The organism is Nocardia sp. NPDC004168 (genome assembly GCF_040610355.1).
Classification (GTDB): Bacteria; Actinomycetota; Actinomycetes; order Mycobacteriales; family Mycobacteriaceae; genus Nocardia; species Nocardia sichangensis.
This window is the reverse complement of sequence record NZ_JBEXME010000004.1, coordinates 327,487-347,665: the sequence shown is the minus strand read 5'-3', so window position 1 is coordinate 347,665 and position 20,179 is coordinate 327,487. Positions and strand designations below refer to the sequence as shown.

10 protein-coding genes are annotated in these 20,179 nt (G+C 69.5%); 9 read left to right on the top strand and 1 reads right to left on the bottom strand.

Features of this window, described 5'->3' with window-relative positions:
- Window positions 1-64 precede the first annotated feature (64 nt).
- From ABZW96_RS10985 to ABZW96_RS10970, 4 genes are all read left to right on the top strand, one after another.
- Window positions 65-4,957: an ATP-dependent helicase gene (locus ABZW96_RS10985; protein WP_355073461.1), complete on the top strand. Its 4,893-nt coding sequence runs from the start codon at window positions 65-67 to the stop codon at window positions 4,955-4,957.
- Window positions 4,958-4,993: 36 nt separating this feature from the next.
- Window positions 4,994-5,776 (top strand): DNA-formamidopyrimidine glycosylase family protein, encoded by a 783-nt coding sequence (locus ABZW96_RS10980; RefSeq protein WP_355073459.1) that lies wholly within the window; start codon window positions 4,994-4,996, stop codon window positions 5,774-5,776.
- A gap of 148 nt (window positions 5,777-5,924) precedes the next feature.
- On the top strand, window positions 5,925-7,286 hold the full coding sequence (gene hpnE, locus ABZW96_RS10975; RefSeq protein ID WP_355073457.1) for a hydroxysqualene dehydroxylase HpnE: 1,362 nt from the start codon (window positions 5,925-5,927) through the stop codon (window positions 7,284-7,286).
- Window positions 7,287-7,342: 56 nt separating this feature from the next.
- On the top strand, window positions 7,343-7,909 hold the full coding sequence (locus tag ABZW96_RS10970; RefSeq protein WP_355073766.1) for a TetR family transcriptional regulator: 567 nt from the start codon (window positions 7,343-7,345) through the stop codon (window positions 7,907-7,909).
- Window positions 7,910-7,915: 6 nt separating this feature from the next.
- Here ABZW96_RS10970 and ABZW96_RS10965 read toward each other — a convergent pair whose 3' ends face one another.
- Window positions 7,916-9,649 carry a glycerol-3-phosphate dehydrogenase/oxidase gene (locus ABZW96_RS10965; protein ID WP_355073456.1) on the bottom strand — a complete coding sequence of 578 codons (1,734 nt, stop codon included), beginning with the start codon at window positions 9,647-9,649 and terminating at the stop codon, window positions 7,916-7,918.
- 883 nt (window positions 9,650-10,532) lie between these two features.
- On the opposite strand from ABZW96_RS10965, the gene ABZW96_RS10960 reads away from it, so the two are divergent.
- The 5 genes from ABZW96_RS10960 (at window position 10,533) to ABZW96_RS10940 (ending at window position 20,083) form a co-directional block, all read left to right on the top strand.
- A complete protein-coding gene (locus ABZW96_RS10960) occupies window positions 10,533-11,069 on the top strand; it encodes an NUDIX hydrolase (protein WP_039803412.1) in 537 nt (178 codons plus the stop codon).
- On the top strand, window positions 11,066-13,642 hold the full coding sequence (locus ABZW96_RS10955) for a DUF6049 family protein (RefSeq protein WP_355073454.1): 2,577 nt from the start codon (window positions 11,066-11,068) through the stop codon (window positions 13,640-13,642). The genes ABZW96_RS10960 and ABZW96_RS10955 overlap by 4 nt, the downstream gene beginning before the upstream one ends.
- 825 nt (window positions 13,643-14,467) lie before the next feature.
- A complete protein-coding gene (locus tag ABZW96_RS10950; protein WP_355073452.1) occupies window positions 14,468-18,334 on the top strand; it encodes a murein biosynthesis integral membrane protein MurJ in 3,867 nt (1,288 codons plus the stop codon).
- A gap of 291 nt (window positions 18,335-18,625) precedes the next feature.
- Complete coding sequence (gene sigM / locus ABZW96_RS10945) at window positions 18,626-19,207, top strand: RNA polymerase sigma factor SigM (RefSeq protein ID WP_355073765.1); 582 nt, start codon at window positions 18,626-18,628, stop codon at window positions 19,205-19,207.
- A gap of 102 nt (window positions 19,208-19,309) precedes the next feature.
- Window positions 19,310-20,083 carry a hypothetical protein gene (locus ABZW96_RS10940; protein WP_355073451.1) on the top strand — a complete coding sequence of 258 codons (774 nt, stop codon included), beginning with the start codon at window positions 19,310-19,312 and terminating at the stop codon, window positions 20,081-20,083.
- Window positions 20,084-20,179: the final 96 nt, after the last annotated feature.

Sequence of the window (20,179 nt, the reverse complement as noted above, 5' to 3'; positions counted from 1 at the left end):
CTCCCGCTTCGCTCGCGAAACGGTACGGGCGTGCTTGTCGGTGGGCCGGTGCACACTTGAATCCATGGCCCCGTTCTCCCGCGCGACCCAGGAGTGGTTCGACGGCGCGTTCCCCGCGCCGACCTCCGCTCAGCTGGGGGCGTGGAAGGCGATCGCGGCGGGCGAGCACACTCTGGTCGTCGCGCCCACGGGGTCCGGCAAGACGCTCTCGGCGTTCCTGTGGGCGATAGACCAGCTGGCCGGCCGGGAACGGCGGCCGGAGCGGGCGGGCACTTCCGTGCTGTACGTGTCCCCGCTGAAGGCGCTGGCGGTGGACGTGGAACGCAATCTGCGAGCGCCGCTGGTCGGCGTCACGCAGACGGCGAAACGCCTGGGACTGGAGCCGCCGGAGATCACCGTCGGGGTCCGTTCCGGCGACACCAGCGCGTCCGATCGGCGGTCCATGCTGCGCACCCCGCCGGACATCCTGATCACCACGCCGGAGTCGCTGTTCCTCATGCTCACCTCGGCGGCCCGCGAGACGCTGCGGGACGTGCGCACGGTGATCGTGGACGAGGTGCACGCGATCGCCGGTTCCAAGCGCGGTTCGCACCTGGCGCTGTCGCTGGCCCGGCTGGATCTGCTGACCGAGCGGCCCGCCCAGCGCATCGGGCTGTCGGCGACCGTCCGGCCGCCGGAGGAAGTCGGCCGGTTCCTGGTCGGCAACGCGCCGATCACCCTGGTCGCGCCGCCCGCGCCCAAGACGTTCGACCTGTCGGTGCGCGTGCCGGTGGCGGACATGACCGAGCCCGGCGACTCCGACCAGCCTGGATCGATCTGGCCCCACGTGGACGAGGCGATCGTCGAACTCGTGCTGGAGCACCGGTCCTCGATCGTGTTCGCGAACTCCCGCAGGCTGGCCGAGCGGCTCACCGCCCGGCTGAACGAGGCCTACGCGGCGCGGCTGGGCGAGCCGGTGGAGACCGAGCACAAGCCGCCCGCCCAGCTCGGCCCGTCCACCGAGGTGATCCACGGCGCGGGGCCCCTGCTGGCGCGCGCGCACCACGGTTCGGTCAGCAAGGAGCAGCGAGCGCTGATCGAAGACGATCTCAAGAGCGGGCGGCTGCGCTGCGTCGTCGCGACCAGCAGCCTGGAACTCGGCATCGACATGGGCGCGGTCGACCTGGTGGTCCAGGTGGAGGCGCCGCCCTCGGTGGCCAGCGGATTGCAGCGGATCGGGCGGGCCGGGCACCAGGTCGGCGAAATCTCCCGCGGGGTGATCTTCCCCAAACACCGCACCGACGTCATCCATTGCGCGGTGGCGTCGCGGCGGATGACGGCCGGACAGATCGAGGCGATCCAGATCCCGGCGCATCCGTTGGACATCCTCGCGCAGCAGACCGTCGCCGCGTGCGCGCTGGACCCGATCGACGTCGACGCGTGGTTCGACGTCGTGCGCGGCACCGGCAGCTACGCGTCGCTGCCGCGCTCGGCCTACGAATCGGTGCTGGACCTGCTCTCGGGGCGGTATCCGTCCGACGAGTTCGCCGAACTGCGTCCCCGGCTGGTCTGGGATCGCGACGCGGGCACGCTCACCGGGCGGCCCGGCGCGCAACGGCTGGCCGTGACCTCGGGCGGAGCGATCCCCGATCGCGGCATGTTCGCGGTGTACATGGTGGGCGAGAAGGCCTCCCGGGTCGGGGAACTCGACGAGGAGATGGTCTACGAGTCCCGGGTCGGCGACGTGTTCGCGCTCGGGGCGACGAGCTGGCGGATCGAGGAGATCACCTTCGATCGGGTGCTGGTCACGCCCGCGTTCGGACAGCCGGGGCGGTTGCCGTTCTGGCACGGCGACGGGCTCGGTCGGCCCGCCGAACTCGGCGCTGCGCTCGGTGAATTCGTGCGCACGGTCGCACAGGACCTCGCCGCCGAGGCGTCCACGGGTGCCGGGAAGACCGCACGGCGCGATGCGGGCACACCTCCGAAGGCGTCGAAACAGACTCGCGCGCAGGCGGATTCGATACCCAACGGCACGGGTCGCGCGCCCGCGGTACCGGAGCGCGTCGCGGATGTCATGCTTTCCGCCGGTCTCGACGACAACGCGACCGCCAACCTGCTCACACTCCTGGACGAACAGCGCACCGCGACCGGACATCTGCCCACCGACCGCACGCTGGTGGTGGAGCGGTTCCGTGACGAACTGGGCGACTGGCGGCTGGTGCTGCACTCCCCCTACGGTCTTCCGGTCCACGCCCCCTGGGCGCTGGCCATCGGGGCGCGGCTGCGCGAACGGTTCGGTGTGGACGCCGCGCCGAACGCCTCCGACGACGGCATCGTCGTGCGGCTGCCCGATACCACCGACGATCCGCCCGGCGCCGAACTGTTCGTCTTCGATTCCGACGAGATCGATGACATCGTCACCGAGCAGGTGGGCGGCTCGGCGCTGTTCGCCTCGAGGTTCCGCGAATGCGCCGCCCGCGCATTGTTGCTGCCGCGCCGCGACCCGGGCAAGCGAGCGCCGCTGTGGCAGCAGCGGCAGCGCTCGGCCCAGTTGCTGGACGTAGCGCGCAAGTTCCCCGAATTCCCGATCCTGTTGGAGACGGTGCGCGAATGCCTGCGCGACGTCTACGACCTGCCGTCGCTGCGCGACCTGCTCGGACAGGTGGGGCGGCGCCGGATACGGCTGGTCGAGGTGGAGACCGCGACGCCGTCACCGTTCGCCAACGCCCTGCTGTTCGACTACATCGGGCAGTTCATGTACGACGGCGACAGCCCGCTGGCCGAGCGGCGCGCCGCCGCGCTCTCGCTCGATTCCGGTCTGCTCGCCGAGTTGCTCGGCCGGGTCGAGCTGCGCGAACTGCTCGACGCCGCGGTCATCGAGCAAACCGAGCGAGAACTGCAGCGGCTCACTCCGGAGCGGCACGCGCGCGACGCCGAGGGCTTGGCGGATCTGCTGCGGCTGCTCGGGCCGCTCACCGCCGCCGAAGCCGCCGAGCGCTCCGACGAGGATCCCGTCGCCTGGTTCGAAAGCCTCGTGTCCGCACGCCGTGCGCTGGAGGTCTCCTTCGCGGGGCGCAGCTGGTGGGTCGCGGTGGAGGACGCGGCCCGGCTGCGCGACGCGCTCGGGGTTCCGCTGCCGATCGGCACACCATCGGCGTTCATCGAGCCGGTGGCCGATCCGCTCGGCGATCTGGTCGGCCGCTACGCCCGCACGCACGGTCCGTTCGGCACGGAGGCGGTGGCGGCCCGGTTCGGGCTCGGCACCGCGGTCGCCGCCACCGCACTACACCGGCTCGCCATCGAAAAACGGGTGGTCGAGGGGGAGTTCACGCCCGGAGCCGCCGGGGCGGAGTGGTGCGACGCGCAGATGCTGCGCCGGCTGCGCCGCAGATCGCTCGCCGCCGCCAGGCACGAGGTCGAGCCGGTCTCGACCGCCGCGTTCGGGCGCTTTCTCCCGTCCTGGCAGCACGTCGGCAGCGGCGAACTGCGCGGCGTCGACGGCGTGGCGGCCGTCGTGGAACAGCTCGCGGGCGTGCCGATCCCGGCGTCCGCCTGGGAATCGCTCGTCCTGCCCGCGCGGGTGCGTGATTACACCCCGGCCATGCTCGACGAGCTCATGGCGACGGGTGAGGTGATCTGGTCCGGGCACGGCGCCATCACCGCCAAGGACGGCTGGATCGCCCTGCATCCGGCCGAGCAGGCGCCGTTCACCCTCGCGCCGCCGGACGAGGTCGATCTCACCGATGTCCAATTACGCCTGCTCGCCGCGCTCGGCGCGACCTTCGTGCCATGGACGCCACCCGGCCCCGCGGAAACCGTGCCGGATCGACCGCCCGTGCCGTTGGACGAGCCGGATCCGCCGACCGGCAGTGCGTCCGACGGTCACGGCGCGCGCAGGCGATCCGCCGAGACGGCCGGTGGCGCCACACCGAACGAGTCGGACAACGGCCGACGTGGCCGACGATCACCGGTCGGCTCGGAAGACGCGGCCGGTGCGGGACATTCGATCTCCGGCGCTCCCGCGGAACGACTGATACCCGTGCCGCAGGGCGGCGGCGCGTACTTCTTCCGGCAACTCTCGGACGCCACCGGCCTGCTCGACGACACCGCTGCGGCCGCAGCACTGTGGGAATTGGTTTGGGCCGGAATGGTTTCCGGTGACACGTTCGCGCCGGTACGGGCGTTGCTTTCCGGCACGGCCCGGACCACGACGGCCCACCGCACGCCCCGCCGCGCCCCGCGAGGACGGGCCTACCTGCCCCGGCCGAGCATGCCCACCCGTTCCGGCCCGCCCTCGGTCGCCGGGAGATGGTCTCTGCTCCCGGAGCGGGTCTCGGACAACACGCTGCGCGCCCACGCGACCGCGGACCTGCTCCTGGAGCGGTACGGCGTGCTGACCAGGGGCTCGGTGCAGAACGAGGGCGTGCCGGGCGGGTTCGCGCTGATGTACCGGGTGCTCACGGAGTTCGAGGACCGAGGACGCTGCCGCCGCGGTTATTTCGTCGATTCGCTGGGCGGCGCGCAGTTCTCCACCACCGACGTGGTGGACCGGCTGCGCTCCTTCGACCCGGAACGCGCCCGTCCCGAGTCCAGGGAGCCGACCGGCACGGTACTGGCACTGGCCGCGTCCGATCCGGCGAACCCATACGGCGCCGCTCTGGCTTGGCCGAAGAGCGACGTGGAGGGCGGGCATCGCCCCGGACGTAAGGCCGGAGCGCTCGTCGTGCTCGTCGACGGTGAACTGGTGCTGTATCTGGAGCGGGGCGGCAAGACCCTGCTCACCTTCACCGAGGACCCCGACGCCCGCCGCGCCGCCGCCGCGGCGCTCGCCGACCTGGTCCACCGCCGCCGGGTGGACTCGCTGGTCATCGACCGGGTCAACGGAGACACCGTGCACGGCAACACGTTCGCCGGGTTCCTCACCGAAGCCGGCTTCTCCGCCACCCCCCGCGGCCTGCGCCTCCGGAGCCGCCCGTGAGCCCGCGATTCCGCGCCGACTCGGCGGAGCTGCCGTATGCCTGAGGGGGACACCGTCTTTCTCGCCGCGAAACGGCTTCGCACCGCGCTGGAGGGCAAAGAACTGACGCGCAGTGACTTCCGCGTACCGCGATACGCGACGGTGGATCTGCGCGGGCAGGTGATCGAAAGCGTCGGCAGTTACGGAAAACACCTGTTCATCCGCACGCCCACCGTGAGCGTTCACACCCACCTGAAGATGGAGGGCAGCTGGCGCGTGTTCCACTGCGGACAGCGCTGGACGAAACCGCGCGTCGCCGCACGAGTCGTCTTGAGCACCGCGGACGTCGAAGCCGTCGGGTTCTCCTTGGGCACCGTCGAGGTCGTGCGGGTGGGCGACGAGCACCGCATCGTCGACCATCTCGGACCCGATCTGCTGGGCCCGGATTGGGATGCGGCGGAAGCCGTTCGGCGATTGGCGCGGTATCCGGATCAACCCATCGGCGTCGCACTGCTGGATCAGCGCAACCTCGCCGGTATCGGGAACATCTTCCGCAGCGAGGTGTGTTTCCTGCGCCGCGTCCACCCCGCGACCAGGGTCGGCGACGTCCCGGACCTGTTGGCCATGGTCAACGAAGCACACCGCATCCTCGCCGAATCGGTGGCCAAGCCGCCGCGGCGCGCTCTGGCCTACGGCCGAACACACCGTCCGTGCCAGCGCTGCGGCACCCCACTCGTCGCCGACCTACTCGGTGACACCGCACCGGATCACGACCGCGTGGTGCAGCGAGAGCGGGGCATCTTCTTCTGCCCTCGATGTCAGCCCATCCCGGCCGATTGATCCGATGCCGCGAGTCCCGGTTTCCGACACGGCGATCCGCCACGCCGCGCGCTAATTCGCTGCCTTACAGCCGATATCGGCCGACAACTCTTGACGAGCACTTCCCGCCCACCTAACTTACAATTTGTCAGTTATGGCGGGAGGCAGCATGGGCGACCCACGGCGATACGTGGTGATCGGGGGCGGCCTGGCCGGGCTCGCCTCGGCGGTCTGGCTGGCGGAAGCGGGCAAGCAGGTCACCCTGCTCGAACGCAGAGGCAGGCTCGGCGGACGCACCCACGCCATGCGCGCCGCGGCGGTGGACGATCCACCGGACAACGGCCAGCACGTGATCGCCAGCGGATACGACCACCTGTTCCGCTATCTGACCAGCGTCGGCACACGGCAGTACGTCGCTTTCCCACATGGCGGCACACTGCGCTGGCCCGACGGCCGCAGCGTCACCATGCGCACCAAAGGAATCGCCGCGCTGCGCACGCTCTCCGGCGCGCATCCCGATGCGAACCCGCTGGAGCGCGTACGCGCGACGATCGCCACGCTCCGGCTCGGCTGGCAATGCCTGCGTCAGCCCGCCGACCTGCCCGGCCTCACCACCGAGCAATGGTTCGACCGGGTCGGCATGCCCGCCAAAGCCCGGGAAGCACTGTGGGATTGGCTGGCGCTCGGCATCGCGGCGGAGCCGGTGCAGCGGGAGTCGGCGAAGGTGTTCGCCGATGTGATGGCCACGGGCATCCGGCTGGGCCTGCGGCACCGGCAGGCCGTCGACATCGGTTATCCGACCACCGATCTGGACACGTTATATGTCACCGGGGCGTTGCGTGTCTTCGAGAAGCACGGCGTGCAGGTGCGCTATCGAGCCGTGGCGCGCCGGATCCACATCGTGGACGGGAAGGCCAGCGGCGTCGCGTTGGCGGACGGCAGCACGATCCCGGCCGACGCGGTGGTGTGCGCCGTGCCCAACTCGAACATCGGCGGCCTGCTCGACGATCTACCCGAGCACGCCGAGATCTACGCGGCGGCCGACAAACTCGGCTACACGCCGATCGTCAGCACCAACCTCTATCTCGATCGCCCACTGGGGACCACGGCCGAGTTCGAGGCGCTGATCGGCGGCACCGGCGTCATCGACGAGGTCTTCGATCGCCAGCGGATGACCGGGCGCAGTACCGCGAAGGCCTGGCTGTACTGCCTGACCACCAGTGGCGCCTACGAACAGATCCACAAGTCCGGCGACGAGATCGTCGCCGAGCAGATGGCGCTGCTGCGCCGCTACTATCCGGCGGCGCGAGCGGCGAACGTGGTACAGGCCCAAGTCCTCCGCATGCCGAAAGCCACCTTCTCCCAAGTCGTCGGCAACCACGCGTTGCGCCCGAGCCAGCGCACCTCGGTGCCCACTTTGACCCTCGCGGGTGACTGGACCGCCACCGACTGGTCGGCGACGATGGAAAGCGCGGCGCAGAGCGCGGCGCGGGCGGTCGAGCTGCTGCTCGAGCTACCTTCGACGGCGTGACCACCGACCGCTCCACGGCCGAGCGCGGTACCAGCGAGGCGCGGCCGAAGCGCCGGATGTCCGCCGCCGACCGCCGTACCCAGCTGCTGAACGTGGCGCGCGACATCGTCGCCACCGAAGGCTTCGGCGCGGTCAGCATCGACCGGGTGGCCCGCGAAGCGCGGGTCGCCCGTGCGCTGGTGTACCAGCAGTTCACCGACCTGTCCGGGCTGACGTCGGCGCTGCTGGACCGCGAGTCGGCCATCGCCTTCGCCGGTGTGCGCAGCGTGGACTGGGACCACGGTGACGTGGACCGGGTCGGTCGCGGCATCCTCGCCTACCTGCGCGCCGCGCCGACCAGTTGGCGGATCATGCTCAGCCCGTTCGACGGCGGGCCGCCGGAGCTGCGCGAGCGACTCGCGCTCGGTCGCGCTTACGCGCGGGCGATCGGCGCGCGTCATCTGTCCAGATACCTCGGGGTCACCGTGGATCCGAATGGTCCGACAGAGCGAATCCTGTTGGCCGCCATGGAGGAACTGGCCCGGCTGCACCTCACCGACCCGAGCGCGTATCCGGACGAACTGGTGCTGCGCTACCTGCGCTCGCTGGTCGGCTGGGCCATGGCGATGGAAGCGCCCGACTGACCACACTCAGCCCTCCGACGGCACCGGCTCCAGGATCTGCGGGCGCGGCTCGGGCGCGGCGATCCGCAGGGCATCGGCGGAGGCGTCGTCCGGTTGGGTCTGCGATTGGATCTCCGCCTCGACCCGCGCCTGATAAGTGCGTACCTCCCGGTCGATCTCCTCGTCGTCCCAGCCCAGGACGGGCGCGACCAGCCGGGCCACCTGCTCTGCGCAATTGGCTCCGCGGTGCGGGTACTCGATCGAGATCCGGGTCCGCCGGGCCAGGATGTCGTCGAGATGCAGGGCGCCCTCGGCCGCCGCCGCGTAGACCGCCTCCACCTGGAGATAGGACGGCGCGTCCGTGATCGGTTGCAGCAGTTCGGGTTGGTCCTCGGCGAAGGCCATCACATCGGCGATCAGCGAGCCGTACCGATCCAGCAGGTGCTTGATCCGGTACGGATGCACCCCGTAGGTCTCGGCCAGCTGCACCGTCTGGTTGACCAGCGCGAAATAGCCGTCGGCGCCGAGCAGCGGCACCTTCGCCGTGATCGACGGTGAGACCCGGGCCGGTATGTCCTGCGCCGCTTCGTCCACCGCGTCGAGAGCCATCACACGATAGGTGGTGTACTTGCCACCCGCGATGCCGACCAGACCGGGTGCGACCCGGGCGACGGCATGTTCACGTGAGAGCTTGGAGGTCTCGTCGCTCTCCCCGGCCAGCAACGGGCGAAGGCCCGCGTACACGCCGTCGATGTCGTCCGGCGTGAGTGGCTGAACCAGTACTTGGTTCACCCGTTCCAGCAGATAGTCGATATCGGCCTTGGTCGCGGCCGGATGCGCGAGGTCGAGATTCCACTCGGTGTCGGTCGTGCCGATGATCCAATGCGCGCCCCAGGGAATGACGAACAGCACCGATGTGGCGGTGCGCAGGATGATCGCGGTGTCGCTCACGATCCGGTCGCGTGGGACCACGATGTGCACGCCTTTGGAGGCCCGCACATGGAACCGGCCGCGCTGATGCGACAGAGCTTGGACTTCGTCGGTCCACACGCCGGTCGCGTTGATCACCACATGTCCACGGACCTCGCCCGCGCGGCCGTCCTCGGTGTCGCGCACCTTCACACCGACCACCCGATCGGCTTCCCGCAGGAATCCGACGACCTGGGTGGACGTGCGGATCACCGCACCGTAGTGCGCGGCCGTGCGCGCCACCATCATGGTGTGGCGTGCGTCGTCGACGACAGTGTCGTAGTAGCTGACACCGCCGATCAGCGAATCGCGCCGCAACCCGGGCGCCAGCCGCAACGCGCCCGCGCGCGTGAGATGCCGTTGCCCGGGAACGGATTTCGCCCCGCCCATGGTGTCGTACAGGACCAGGCCCGTCGCCACGTACGGACGCTCCCACACGCGGTTGGTCAGCGGGTACAGGAAGCGCAGCGGCTTGACCAGGTGCGGCGCCAGCATGGACAGCGCGAGTTCGCGCTCGCGCAGCGCCTCGCGCACCAATCCGAACTCCAGCTGCTCGAGGTAGCGCAGTCCGCCGTGGAACATCTTCGACGACCGGCTGGACGTCCCGGACGCGAAATCGCGGGCTTCGACCAAAGCGACCTGTAAGCCCCTGGTCGCCGCGTCCAACGCGATGCCGGCCCCGACCACGCCCCCACCTACGACGACCACATCGAAATGATCTTTGCCGAAGCGCTCCCAGGCCGCACTGCGCTGCTCCGGCCCGAGAAGCTGCGATTCCGGTTTCTTCGCCATGCTCGACTCCTCCAGCGGATGTGTCCGATCGAGCGTTCAGATCCAGGCTAGGCGAACCGCCGCGAATCGACCGCCCGCGCCCCGGCCCGTGTCGCCCCGTCCTACTCGTCGGTAACAATCCCAACCCTAGCTGAGCGGCGACCCGTCCCCACCGCCCAGTGAGCCACACAACAGCACACTCCCGCACTCACCAACCCCGCCGCCACAACGACCGGATCGCCTCATCAGACCCAGCACAATTGCGACCGAACCGAGACCGAGCAGCCGCCCAGGCAGGGCAAACACCCCGGCGGACCGGCAACTACTGCGGCCTCATGCACAACGTCTCGAATCCGACCCACGAGTCGCGCGCGCCCCGCCACAGCCCGAACGGCCAACACGCCTTTCCCTCCTGGCAGTCCCGGCCGAGCACATGCGCCGGCGGCCAACACAGCCGACTCGTACCCGACAACTCGCCGAACCGATCGAGCCGACACCAGAGCTACCACCAACCGCTCGCACCGGGTAGCAAGCCTCGACCCCGACGGCACCCACGCCTTCAGCGCGAAGCGAGACCGAGCATCCACCCTTCGCCGCCCGGCTCCGGTCCGACTGGCCGCCGCGTACGCGACGAAAGGAGGAACAGACCGCCGGACCCGCAGCCAGCACTACAACCGCGTGCACCGGTAGCCGAACTTCGACACCGACGCGCCCAGCGCACCGCAACCACGTCTTTCGAGCGCAGCGAGACCGAGCATGCGCCGTTCGCGGCCCGGCTCGCGTTTGCGCGGCCGCCGCGTACGCGACGAAGGAGCAAGCGGCGGTCGCGCAAACGCGAGCCCCAAAGGGGCCGCGAACACGCCGCGCCGAAGTCGTGGCAAATTCAACACAGTAGGATTGCCAGGTGTCTCCGGCCGATCGCGCGAACAGTCGACGCCGCCAGCCTCGGCGCCGCGGTTCGGCCGCCAACGCCGCGAAGCCGCGGATGCGCACGGTGCGGGAGACTTCCGCAGGTGGACTGGTCGTCGACGGCCTGGACGGTCCACGGGAAGCACGAAGCGCGGCCCTCATCGGACGCACCGATCGCCGCGGGCGGTTACTGTGGTCGCTGCCCAAAGGACATATCGAAGAAGGTGAGACCGCCGAGCAGACCGCGATCCGCGAGGTCGCCGAGGAGACCGGCATCAACGGTGTCGTGGTCGCCGAACTCGGCAGCATCGATTACTGGTTCGTGACGGACGGTCGGCGGGTACACAAAACGGTGCATCATTATCTGCTGCGTTCGGTCGGTGGCGAACTGTCCGACGCCGACGTGGAAGTGACCCAGGTCGCCTGGGTTCCGTTGAGTGAACTGGATTCTCGGTTGGCCTACGCCGATGAGCGGCGGCTGGCGGAGATGGCGAACAAGCTGATCGACCGGATGGAGACCGGCAAGCGATGACGCGTGGACTGTTCCGGATCTTCGTGGCGGTCCTGACCATCCTCGGCCCCGTGACGACGCTGCCACTGCTCGATTCCGCGGCGGCGGGAGCGCAACCGACCGGGTCCGGAACCTCGACGAATCCCAAATTCCTGAAGCTGTCCCTCGATTCGGTGACGCCGACCACAGTGACCGCGGGCAGCGATTCGGTGCTCACGGTCGCGGGCACGGTCACCAATATCGGCGACCGTGTGGTGGACGACGTCAGCATCCGTGTCCAGCGGGCGGCGGCGATCACCACGCCGGTCGGGTTGCGCGCCACTTTGCGCCTCGATGAGGTCAACTACGACGTGAACGGTGACTTCGAAGATGTCGCGCAGCGGCTGAACCCGGGGCAGCGCAAACAGTTCACGCTGAGCATCCCGTTGCGTTCCGAGACCGGCGCCACGTCGCTGCGGATCACGGAGCCGGGCGTCTACCCGCTGCTGCTGAACGTCAACGGCGAACCCGCTTACGGCACGCAGGCCAGGCTCGACGACGCGCGATTCCTCCTCCCGGTGCTCGGCGTGCCGCCCGCCGCGAGCGATGGAGCCCCGTCGGTATCGGCGCCCACCGACGCTCCGGTGGCGACCACGCTGCTGTGGCCGCTGGCCGACCGGCCGCGGCAGGTCGGGGGTCATCCGGGCAGCGTGGACGGCAAGGTCGAGCTCACCGACGACGAATTGGCCGCCTCACTCGGCAAGGGCGGCCGTCTCGATCAACTGCTGGCCGCGCTGGAGGGGACGTTGAACCCGAGCGCGGGCCGCAGCACCGATCTGGCCTCGGCCGTGTGCCTCGCCATCGACCCAGACTTGCTGCTCACGGTGCGCGCGATGACCAAGGGTTACCGCGTGCTGGCCAGTCCGTCCGATCCCGACGGCGCGACCAGAGCGGGTGCGGGCGCTGAACAGGCCCAGACCTGGCTGGACCGGCTGCGCGCCATGGCGGGGTCGATGTGCACCGTGGCACTGCCGTTCGCGCAGGTCGATCTCACCGCGCTGGCCGCGGTCAACGATCCGGCACTGTCCGCGCGCGCGATCAACGAACCGGCCGAGATCATCGACTCGATCCTGTCGACCCGGTCGGTGCGCGGGGTCAGCCTGCCGGATTCCGGCAGCATCGATGACGGCGCGGGGGCCCTGTTGCGCAGTCACGGTTTCGGTACCGCCGTGCTCGCGTCGACGGCGGCCGTTCCGCAGGGAAGCGTGGACTGGGCGCAGTCGAGCAGTGAGAGCGGCCGATCCGCATCCGGTGGGAACGAGGTTCTCTCCACCGCCGACCCGGCGATTCCGGAAGCGGTACGCCTGCCCGATATCACCGCGAGCCAGCCGACAGCACCGGCGCCCGCACCACAGATCACGGGCAATACGGTGCCCACCGCGAGTGCACCCGCGCCCGCCGCCGACCCCGCGCTGCACGCGGTGACGTTCGACATCTGGTCCGCGACCGCGCTCGCCGCGGTGGGTTCGAACCCGCCGACCCCGCCGTTCACCCCGTCCCGGGTTCGCTACGACGTGACCAACGACTCACGAGCGGCGCGCTTGCAGGACGCTCTCGGAGCGATTTCGTGGAAGGCGCTGCACCCGGAGGCGAACCCGTCGCGCTCGCTGTTGCTCGTTCCGCCGCAGCAATGGGGTGCGAACCGGGACGAGGCGACCGCACTGCTGCGCCAAGTCGACCAGCTGCTGCGCGGCAACCTCGCCACCGCGCGTCCGTTCCACGATCTGGTGACGCTGCCGCCGGACCCGCGGCCCTACGAGCTGGACTATCTGCCGCAGGCGGCGCAGGACGCGGTGCCGGACCGATTCCTGCCGCCGGTACGCGAGCAGAGTCGCCGGATCACCGAGATGATGCGCGCGTTGGTGGACGTGCCGGAGGCCGAGCCGACGCCGCACGACTTCCTGACGCCGCTGCGCGACGACCTGCTGCGCGTACTGAGCCTCTCGGATCGGCGCGCGGGCGATGCCGCACCGCCGGACACCTTCGCCCAGCGGCGGCTGGACCAGAACACCCGGACGATGGACAAGCTCTATCGCTCGGTGACCGTGCTGCCGCCGGGCGGTGTGTACACGCTCGCGTCCGAGCAGAGCCCCTTGTTGCTGGTCGCGCGCAACGATCTGCCGGTGGCCATCCGGGTCAGGTTCCGGATCGAGGCGCCTGCCGAGACGAAGATCACCGACCCCGGCGAGCAGCAGCTCCCGGCCAATGGGTCCAGGTCCTTCCAGATCCCGACGGAGGTCAGCGACAGCCGCAACCTCGTCATTCCGATCTCGCTCACCACGCCGGAGGGCGTCGCGCTCGGCAATCCCACGCAGGTCTCGGTGCGTTCGAACGCCTACGGCAAGGCCTTGGCGATAATTACGGGATGCGCCGCACTCCTGCTGCTCCTGCTGGCCGGTCGCCGTTTGTGGCGCCGGTTCCGCGGGCAGCCCGATCCGGCCGACGAGGGATTCGATCCGAGTACCAGGCGCCGGGTCAACCGGTACCGGCGCGCGCGCTCGCGTGTGTTGCGGGCGCAGGAAAAAGAGCAGGAGCACCCCCAGGAGACGCGGTGACGGATCCCGCTCCGACGGGGCTACGTAAACCGCTGCTACCTGCGCCGATGTGGGGTACCGCAGTGTCATGTGGCACGGTGGAGGACAATCACAGTGTTGCCGAGCCGGTCCGATCCGGACGGGGACCACGGACAGAATGTTCGCTGAACACGGCGAACCATTGCGGCGAGCCGCGGCTCACCGCACCGATGGGGGTGCGGAATCCCGGCTGGTACAGGAGGCATGATGAGCGACGATGACATATCGGCTCATCGCCCTCGACCAAGCGACCGGCTCGACGGGCCACCGGTGCGGCGAGCCCCGGTCGCGCCGTGGGAGCGGAGCCCCGCTCCAGCCGAAGCCGAGCACCAGGGTTTGAACGGCGGTCCGTACAACGACGGCCAGGCGCCGAGAGTGCCGCAGGTCAGCCGTCCTCCGGCCGCACCGCAGCCGCGCCCTGGTCAGCACATGCCGCCGCCACCGCCCGCCGGACAACCGAGGCCGCCGGTGCCGCCACCGCCGCGACCCGGCCCCGTACCGAACCAACGCCAATATCCGGCTCCGCCACCGGCGGCCGGTCCTGGCCAGCCCCGCCCCGTTCCGCCTGGACCCAATCGCCAGGTGCCTGCGCCCTCCGGCCCGCCTGGCAATGTCCGGCAGACGCCGCCGCCCCCCGGACCACGTGGGCCGCAGCCCGGCGCCATTCCGGCCGCACCGCGTCCCCCGCAGTCCGGCGGGATCCCGACCACGCCGCGTCCACCTCGTTCCGGCGCCATACCCGCGGTGCCACGGCCTCCGCAGTCCGGTCCGATCCCGGCCGCGCCGCGCCTACCCCGTTCCGGGCCGATGCCTGCGATCACGCCGGAATCCGATCGGGTGCCGCCGCCGCGCTACGCCCCGCCGCAGCCGCAGCAGTTCCCACCGCCGCGTCAGCGGCCGGCCGCCCCGGTACGGCATGAACCCGCGGAACCGGATCGCCCACGGACCAGGGAGTGGCCCGCCGCCACCGGCACCGCGGAGCGACCGAAGGCCGACGAGCCGAAGCAGAACACCACCTCCCGGCTGCTGAGCGACACCGGATCAATCGCGTTCGCGACGCTGATCAGCCGGATCACCGGATTCGGCAAGCAGTTGATGCTGCTCACCGTGCTCGGCCCGGCGATCGCCAGCGCCTTCGCGTCTGCCAGCCTGATCCCGAACATGATTTCGGAACTGGTACTCGGCGCGGTGCTGACCGCGATCGTCGTTCCGACACTGGTTCGGGCCGAGCAAGAGGATGCCGACAATGGCGCCGCATTCGTGCGGCGCCTGGTTACCGCAGCATTCACGGTGCTGGCTATAGCGACAATGTTCGCGGTCGCGGCAGCCCCTGTACTCGCGACCCATGTATTCGTGTCGTCCGACGGCCAGGTGAACACCGCGCTGACCACAGCGCTGACGTTCCTACTGGTGCCCGCCATCCTTTTCTACGGCATGTCGGCACTGCTCACCGCGATCCTCAATACGCGACAAGTGTTCAAGCCAGGTGCTTGGGCGCCGGTGCTCAACAATCTGGTTGTGCTGACCGTACTCGGTCTCTACGCACTGACACCCGGCGAAATCACCCTCGACCCGGTGCGGATGAGCGACCCGAAGCTCCTGGTACTCGGCATCGGCGTCACCTTCGGTGTGGTTACGCAGGCGCTCAGCCTGATGCCCGCCATTCGCCGACAAGGGATCGATCTGCGGCCGCTGTGGGGGATCGATGCCCGTCTGAAGCGATTCGGCAGGATGGGCGCAGCCATCATCCTGTACGTGCTGATCAGCCAGGCCGGCCTGGTTTTCGCGAATAACATCTCCTCGCACACCGACGCGGCCGGTCCCGCGATCTACCAGAATGCCTGGCTGCTGCTGCAGCTTCCGTACGGCGTACTCGGCGTCACCGTGCTCACGGCAATCATGCCGCGGTTGAGCCGGAATGCCGCGGCGGACGACACTCCAGCCGTCGTGGACGATCTGTCGGTCGCTACCCGGTTGACGATGATCGCACTGGTCCCGGTCATCACCTTTCTCACCCTGGCTGGACCACAGGTCGGCGAGGCGTTGTTCGGGTACGCACGATTCGCCGACGACGCCGAGCGTTTGGGTCAGGCGGTGAGTTGGTCCGCATTTACGCTCATCCCGTACTCACTCGTGTTGATCCACTTGCGCGTGTTCTATGCCAGGGAGCAGGCATGGACGCCGACCTGGATCATCCTCGGCATCACCGCCGCCAAGATCGTCTTCTCCGCCCTGGCTCCGGTGGTCACCGACTCCGAGCACGTGGTTATCGCGCTCGGTGTCGCGAACGGCCTCGGCTTCACGGTCGGCGCCGTGGTGGGCGGTTTCCTACTGCACCGCAGTCTCGGCGACCTGCGTATGGCGAACGTCGGCCGAACGGTGACTCGTGTCGTACTTGCGTCACTCGCGGGCGGCGCGGTGATGTGGATCGTGGACCGGGTACTCGGCTTGGATCGGCTGACCGAGTCCTTCGGCGGCCCCGGTTCGCTGATCCGGGTGGCGATCACCGCGATCGTGATGTTCGCGGTGGCCTTCGGCTTGATGCGACTCGCCGGTATTCCGGAGATCGTCGCCATCACCGTGGCCGTCTCGCGGCGCCTCGGCTGGACACCGCCCGCGCCGGAACTCGACCTGGAGAGCCCGGTCGAAGATCCCTACGTCACGCAGGTGCTCCGCAGGCCTGATCCCTACTTGGCATACCCGAGGTTCGATCCGTACATGGACGCCCAGACCATGGTGCTTCCTGTGATCCGACCCGATGCCGTTGACCGCACCGGCAAGGGTGAGTTCCCGTACCCTGTTCGGCAGAGAAGCACAAGTGGCGAATTCGCCGGAACCTCGACATACCAGGGCGAAGGAGGACCGAGGGTGAGCGACGACGCGGTGGGCGGCGTCCCAGCCGCCGATTCTTCTGCGACCACGCCCGGCGGACTGTCCACCGATGTACCGCCGACCGCGGGGGAGCCGTTGGATCCCGCGTACGCGAACAACGGGCCGGGCACGGCCGGACCGGAGCAGGACGCGGCGAGACCGCAGGAGAACCAGCTGCCGCCGCGGGATCCGATGTACGACACCGGGATGATCCCCGTCGGCTCGCCGGAGATGCCGCCGATGGGTGGCGAGAACCTGGGCGCCCGGCGAATCCCGCGCGGCCCCAAGTTGATTCCGGGCGCGTCGGTGGCGGGCGGGCGTTACCGCCTGCTGGCGAGTCACGGCGGCGCCCGCGGCCTGAAGTTCTGGCAGGCGCTGGACATCAAACTCGATCGCGAGGTCGCGCTGACCTTCGTCGACGCCGACCAGAAAGCGACAGAGAACTCCGGGCAGGACGGTCCCCAGGCGATCCTGTCCCGGACGCTACGCCTCGGCCGGATCAACTCGCCCGGCCTCGCCCGCGTACTCGACGTCGTGCGCGGCAGTTCCGGCGGCATCGTGGTGGCGGAATGGACGCCGGGTCGTTCGCTGCGCGAGATGGCCGAGACGGTGCCGTCACCGATCGGCGCGGCGCGGGCCATCCGCGCCCTCGCCTCGGCGGCCGAGCTGGCGCACCGTGGCGGCGGGTCGCTGTCCATCGACCATCCCGACCGGGTGCGCATCAGCGCGTCCGGTGACGCGGTGCTCGCCTTCCCCGGCACGCTGTCGGACTCCGACGCGCAGTCCGACGTCCGCGGTCTCGGTGCGATGCTCTACTCCCTGATCACTGCCCGCTGGCCGATCCGCTCCGGCGGTGTCACGGGCACCGCCGCGACCGTCGGCGGGCTGCGGCTGGCCGATTTCGGACCGGACGGCACGCCGGTGGAACCGCGCCAGATCCGTCCCGAAGTGCCGTTCGAGATCTCCGCGGTCGCCGTGCGCTCGCTGGAGTCGAACAAGGGCGTGCGTACGGCGGCGACGGTCCAGCACGTGCTGGAGCAGGCGTCGGTGGTCGATCAGAAGACCGACTTCATCCCGGTGCTGCGGCTTGGCCAGCGCGCTCCCGCGAACATGGACGACTCGCTCGCCGATCCGGAACTGCTCGCGGCCGAACGCGAACGCTCGCAACGCATGATGTGGATCATGGTCGGCCTCGGCATCCTCGCCGCGCTGGTGGTCGGCGTGGTGATCTGGTGGATGGTAAGCGTGTTCGCGCCGAGCGCTTCCGACGCGCCGCTGAACGAACAGCGCAATATCGGCCTGACGACGAACAACCAACCGGTGCCGACGCCCGCCGCCGCGGGCCCCGGCCTCACCTCGACCGGTGCGCCGGTTCCGGTGACCGGCGTGTCGGTGTTCTCGCCGGAGGGCACCGCCGACGGCGTCGCCAACGTCCACGCGGTGCTGGACAACGATCCGGGCACCCAGTGGCGCACCGATCAGTACTTCCAGCAGTTCCCGGCGCTCAAGAAGGGGGTCGGTCTGCTCGCCACGCTGCCGGCCCCCGCGAAGCTCACGAACGTCTCGATCAACTCGCCCAGCGCGGGCACATCGGTGGAGATCCGCACGTCGCCCACCGGATCGCCGACGCTGGATCAGACCCAGCTGATCGGTTCCGCCCGGCTGGACGGCGGCGTCACCGATATCCCGGTGCGCGCCGACCAGGCCGCCCGCTACGTGCTCGTCTGGATCACCGGACTGGGGAATTCCGGAGGACAGTTCCAGACCGCCATCGCCGACATCCGTTTCGACGCCGCGCCGTAGCCCGGCGTGCTCGCGCATCGGTCGCGCGGGCCATTCGTCACGCGGCGTCGAACGCCGCGCATTCCTCCGTATCCGGCCCGATCACTTGGTTGCTGCCAAAACGTTACGGGCGATATGATCTTCGCGCGCTCTCAGCAGGGGAGCTTCCCAGGTTTCGGTGTTTTCGATCCTGGATGCTGCGAAGTCTCGGTGATGGTCAACCATGCCCGTTGCCGCCGTGAGGGCTCGAGGGGTTGGCATTTGTCGTCCGAAGTGAACGAGGAGCTCGGCAGGGGGGCGTCGCAGCCGGTGATGTGTCGCGAGCGCGCCTTCGAACTCGGTGAACGCACCGATGTGGAGTTGTTGCGGGCGCACGTCGCCGGTGAGCGGTACGCGTTCGCGGAGTTACTGCGCAGACACAACGATCATCTGTGGCAGACCGCGCTGCGCACCTCCTACACGCGTGAGGATGCGGCCGATTCACTACAGGACGCGCTCTTGTCGGCGCATCGCACCGCGGGCTCGTTCCGGGCCGAGGCGGAGGTCCGCAGTTGGTTGCACGCGATCGTGGTGAACGCGTGCCTGGACCGGATCCGGCGGAACAAGACCAGGCGGGCATTGTCGCTGGCGCCGGAGTCGATGCCGGAGCCGAGGGACACCCGCGACGAGATGGCCGAGGTGGAGATGTCGTTGGTCATCGATCGAGCGTTGTTTTCGTTGCCGCCGGATCAGCGGACCGCGTTGGTGGCGGTGGATGTGGAGGGGTATAGCGTTGCCGAAGCGGCGGCGTTGCTCGGCGTGCCCGAGGGGACGATCAAGAGCCGGTGCGCACGTGCGCGGCAGCGGTTGAAAGAGCGATTGGATTTTCTGCGTGATCCGGGGAACCGGGGTTAGTTGGGATGCGTCATTAACAGTGACGAACCACTGAACGAATCAGAGATAGGCCCCGTAGGCGAGGGGGTCCCCGCGATGTCCGATGCGAACGACGGAGGTGCGATGGCTACCGAGTCCGTGCCGCAGCCTCCGTTCGCGTCCGAATTGCTGGCTGACCTACATGCCGACAACGTAACGCCCGCGCAGCGCGAGCAGTTGTGGCCGATCGTCTCGCGCGACCCGGAAGCGGTGCGGTATCTGCGCGCGCTGGATGACGTGAGTGCCCAGCTGCGTGCCTTGGGTGGGGACGAGCGCATAGTCCATCCGATGCCGGAAGACGTGGCGGCCCGGCTCGCGCGGTTCGTCGGCGAGCTGGAGCCACCCGAAGGCGCCACGGTTCATGAGTTTCCGCCCCCGCAAGTAAGCGAATCCGTCGGCGAAGCAAAAGATTTCGAATCCGCGCCGGTGGCTCTGGACGAGCGTCGCCGCGGCAGGTTGCGCTGGTTGGCCGCGGCAGCCGCGGCGATCGTCGCCGTCGTCGGCGCGGGTGTGTGGGCTTCGACGATGCGCAGCGGAGACGACCCAGCGCCCACGGCGCAGCCGACATCGGGAAAAGACGACTGGGGTGACGATCTCACCGCCACCGTGGCCCTCGGCGCGCTGGGCAGGCACAACGTCACCGGAGCCCTGGCCGGCCCGGAAGCGCTCGAGCGTTGCGTACGGGCGAACGGCCTGGACCGCACGATCCTCGGCTCGACCGACATCCGATTCCAGGGCGGCAACGCGGTGCTCATCCTGCTGAACGGCCCCCGCCCGCCGCAGATCACCGCGCTGGTCGTCGGGACCGGTTGCGCTACCGGCGATCCTCAGCGCAAGGCGCTGCAGGACATCGGCTGACCTTGCGATCTGGGCCACCCGCGCGGTGTGACCCCCGCCGACGCGGGAACAACAGCCATTACCCTGTTGTTGACCGACACGTCCGATCGAATCTCC

What these genes read in the sequence shown, in the direction of transcription:
- ABZW96_RS10970 (WP_355073766.1), top strand. Translation starts at nt 7,343, where the DNA reads ATGTCCGCCGCCGACCGCCGTACCCAGCTGCTGAACGTGGCGCGCGAC.
- ABZW96_RS10965 (WP_355073456.1), bottom strand. Translation starts at nt 9,649, where the DNA reads ATGGCGAAGAAACCGGAATCGCAGCTTCTCGGGCCGGAGCAGCGCAGT.
- sigM (WP_355073765.1), top strand. Translation starts at nt 18,626, where the DNA reads ATGTGTCGCGAGCGCGCCTTCGAACTCGGTGAACGCACCGATGTGGAG.
- ABZW96_RS10950 (WP_355073452.1), top strand. Translation starts at nt 14,468, where the DNA reads ATGCCTGCGATCACGCCGGAATCCGATCGGGTGCCGCCGCCGCGCTAC.
- ABZW96_RS10980 (WP_355073459.1), top strand. Translation starts at nt 4,994, where the DNA reads ATGCCTGAGGGGGACACCGTCTTTCTCGCCGCGAAACGGCTTCGCACC.
- hpnE (WP_355073457.1), top strand. Translation starts at nt 5,925, where the DNA reads ATGGGCGACCCACGGCGATACGTGGTGATCGGGGGCGGCCTGGCCGGG.
- ABZW96_RS10985 (WP_355073461.1), top strand. Translation starts at nt 65, where the DNA reads ATGGCCCCGTTCTCCCGCGCGACCCAGGAGTGGTTCGACGGCGCGTTC.
- ABZW96_RS10940 (WP_355073451.1), top strand. Translation starts at nt 19,310, where the DNA reads ATGGCTACCGAGTCCGTGCCGCAGCCTCCGTTCGCGTCCGAATTGCTG.
- ABZW96_RS10955 (WP_355073454.1), top strand. Translation starts at nt 11,066, where the DNA reads ATGACGCGTGGACTGTTCCGGATCTTCGTGGCGGTCCTGACCATCCTC.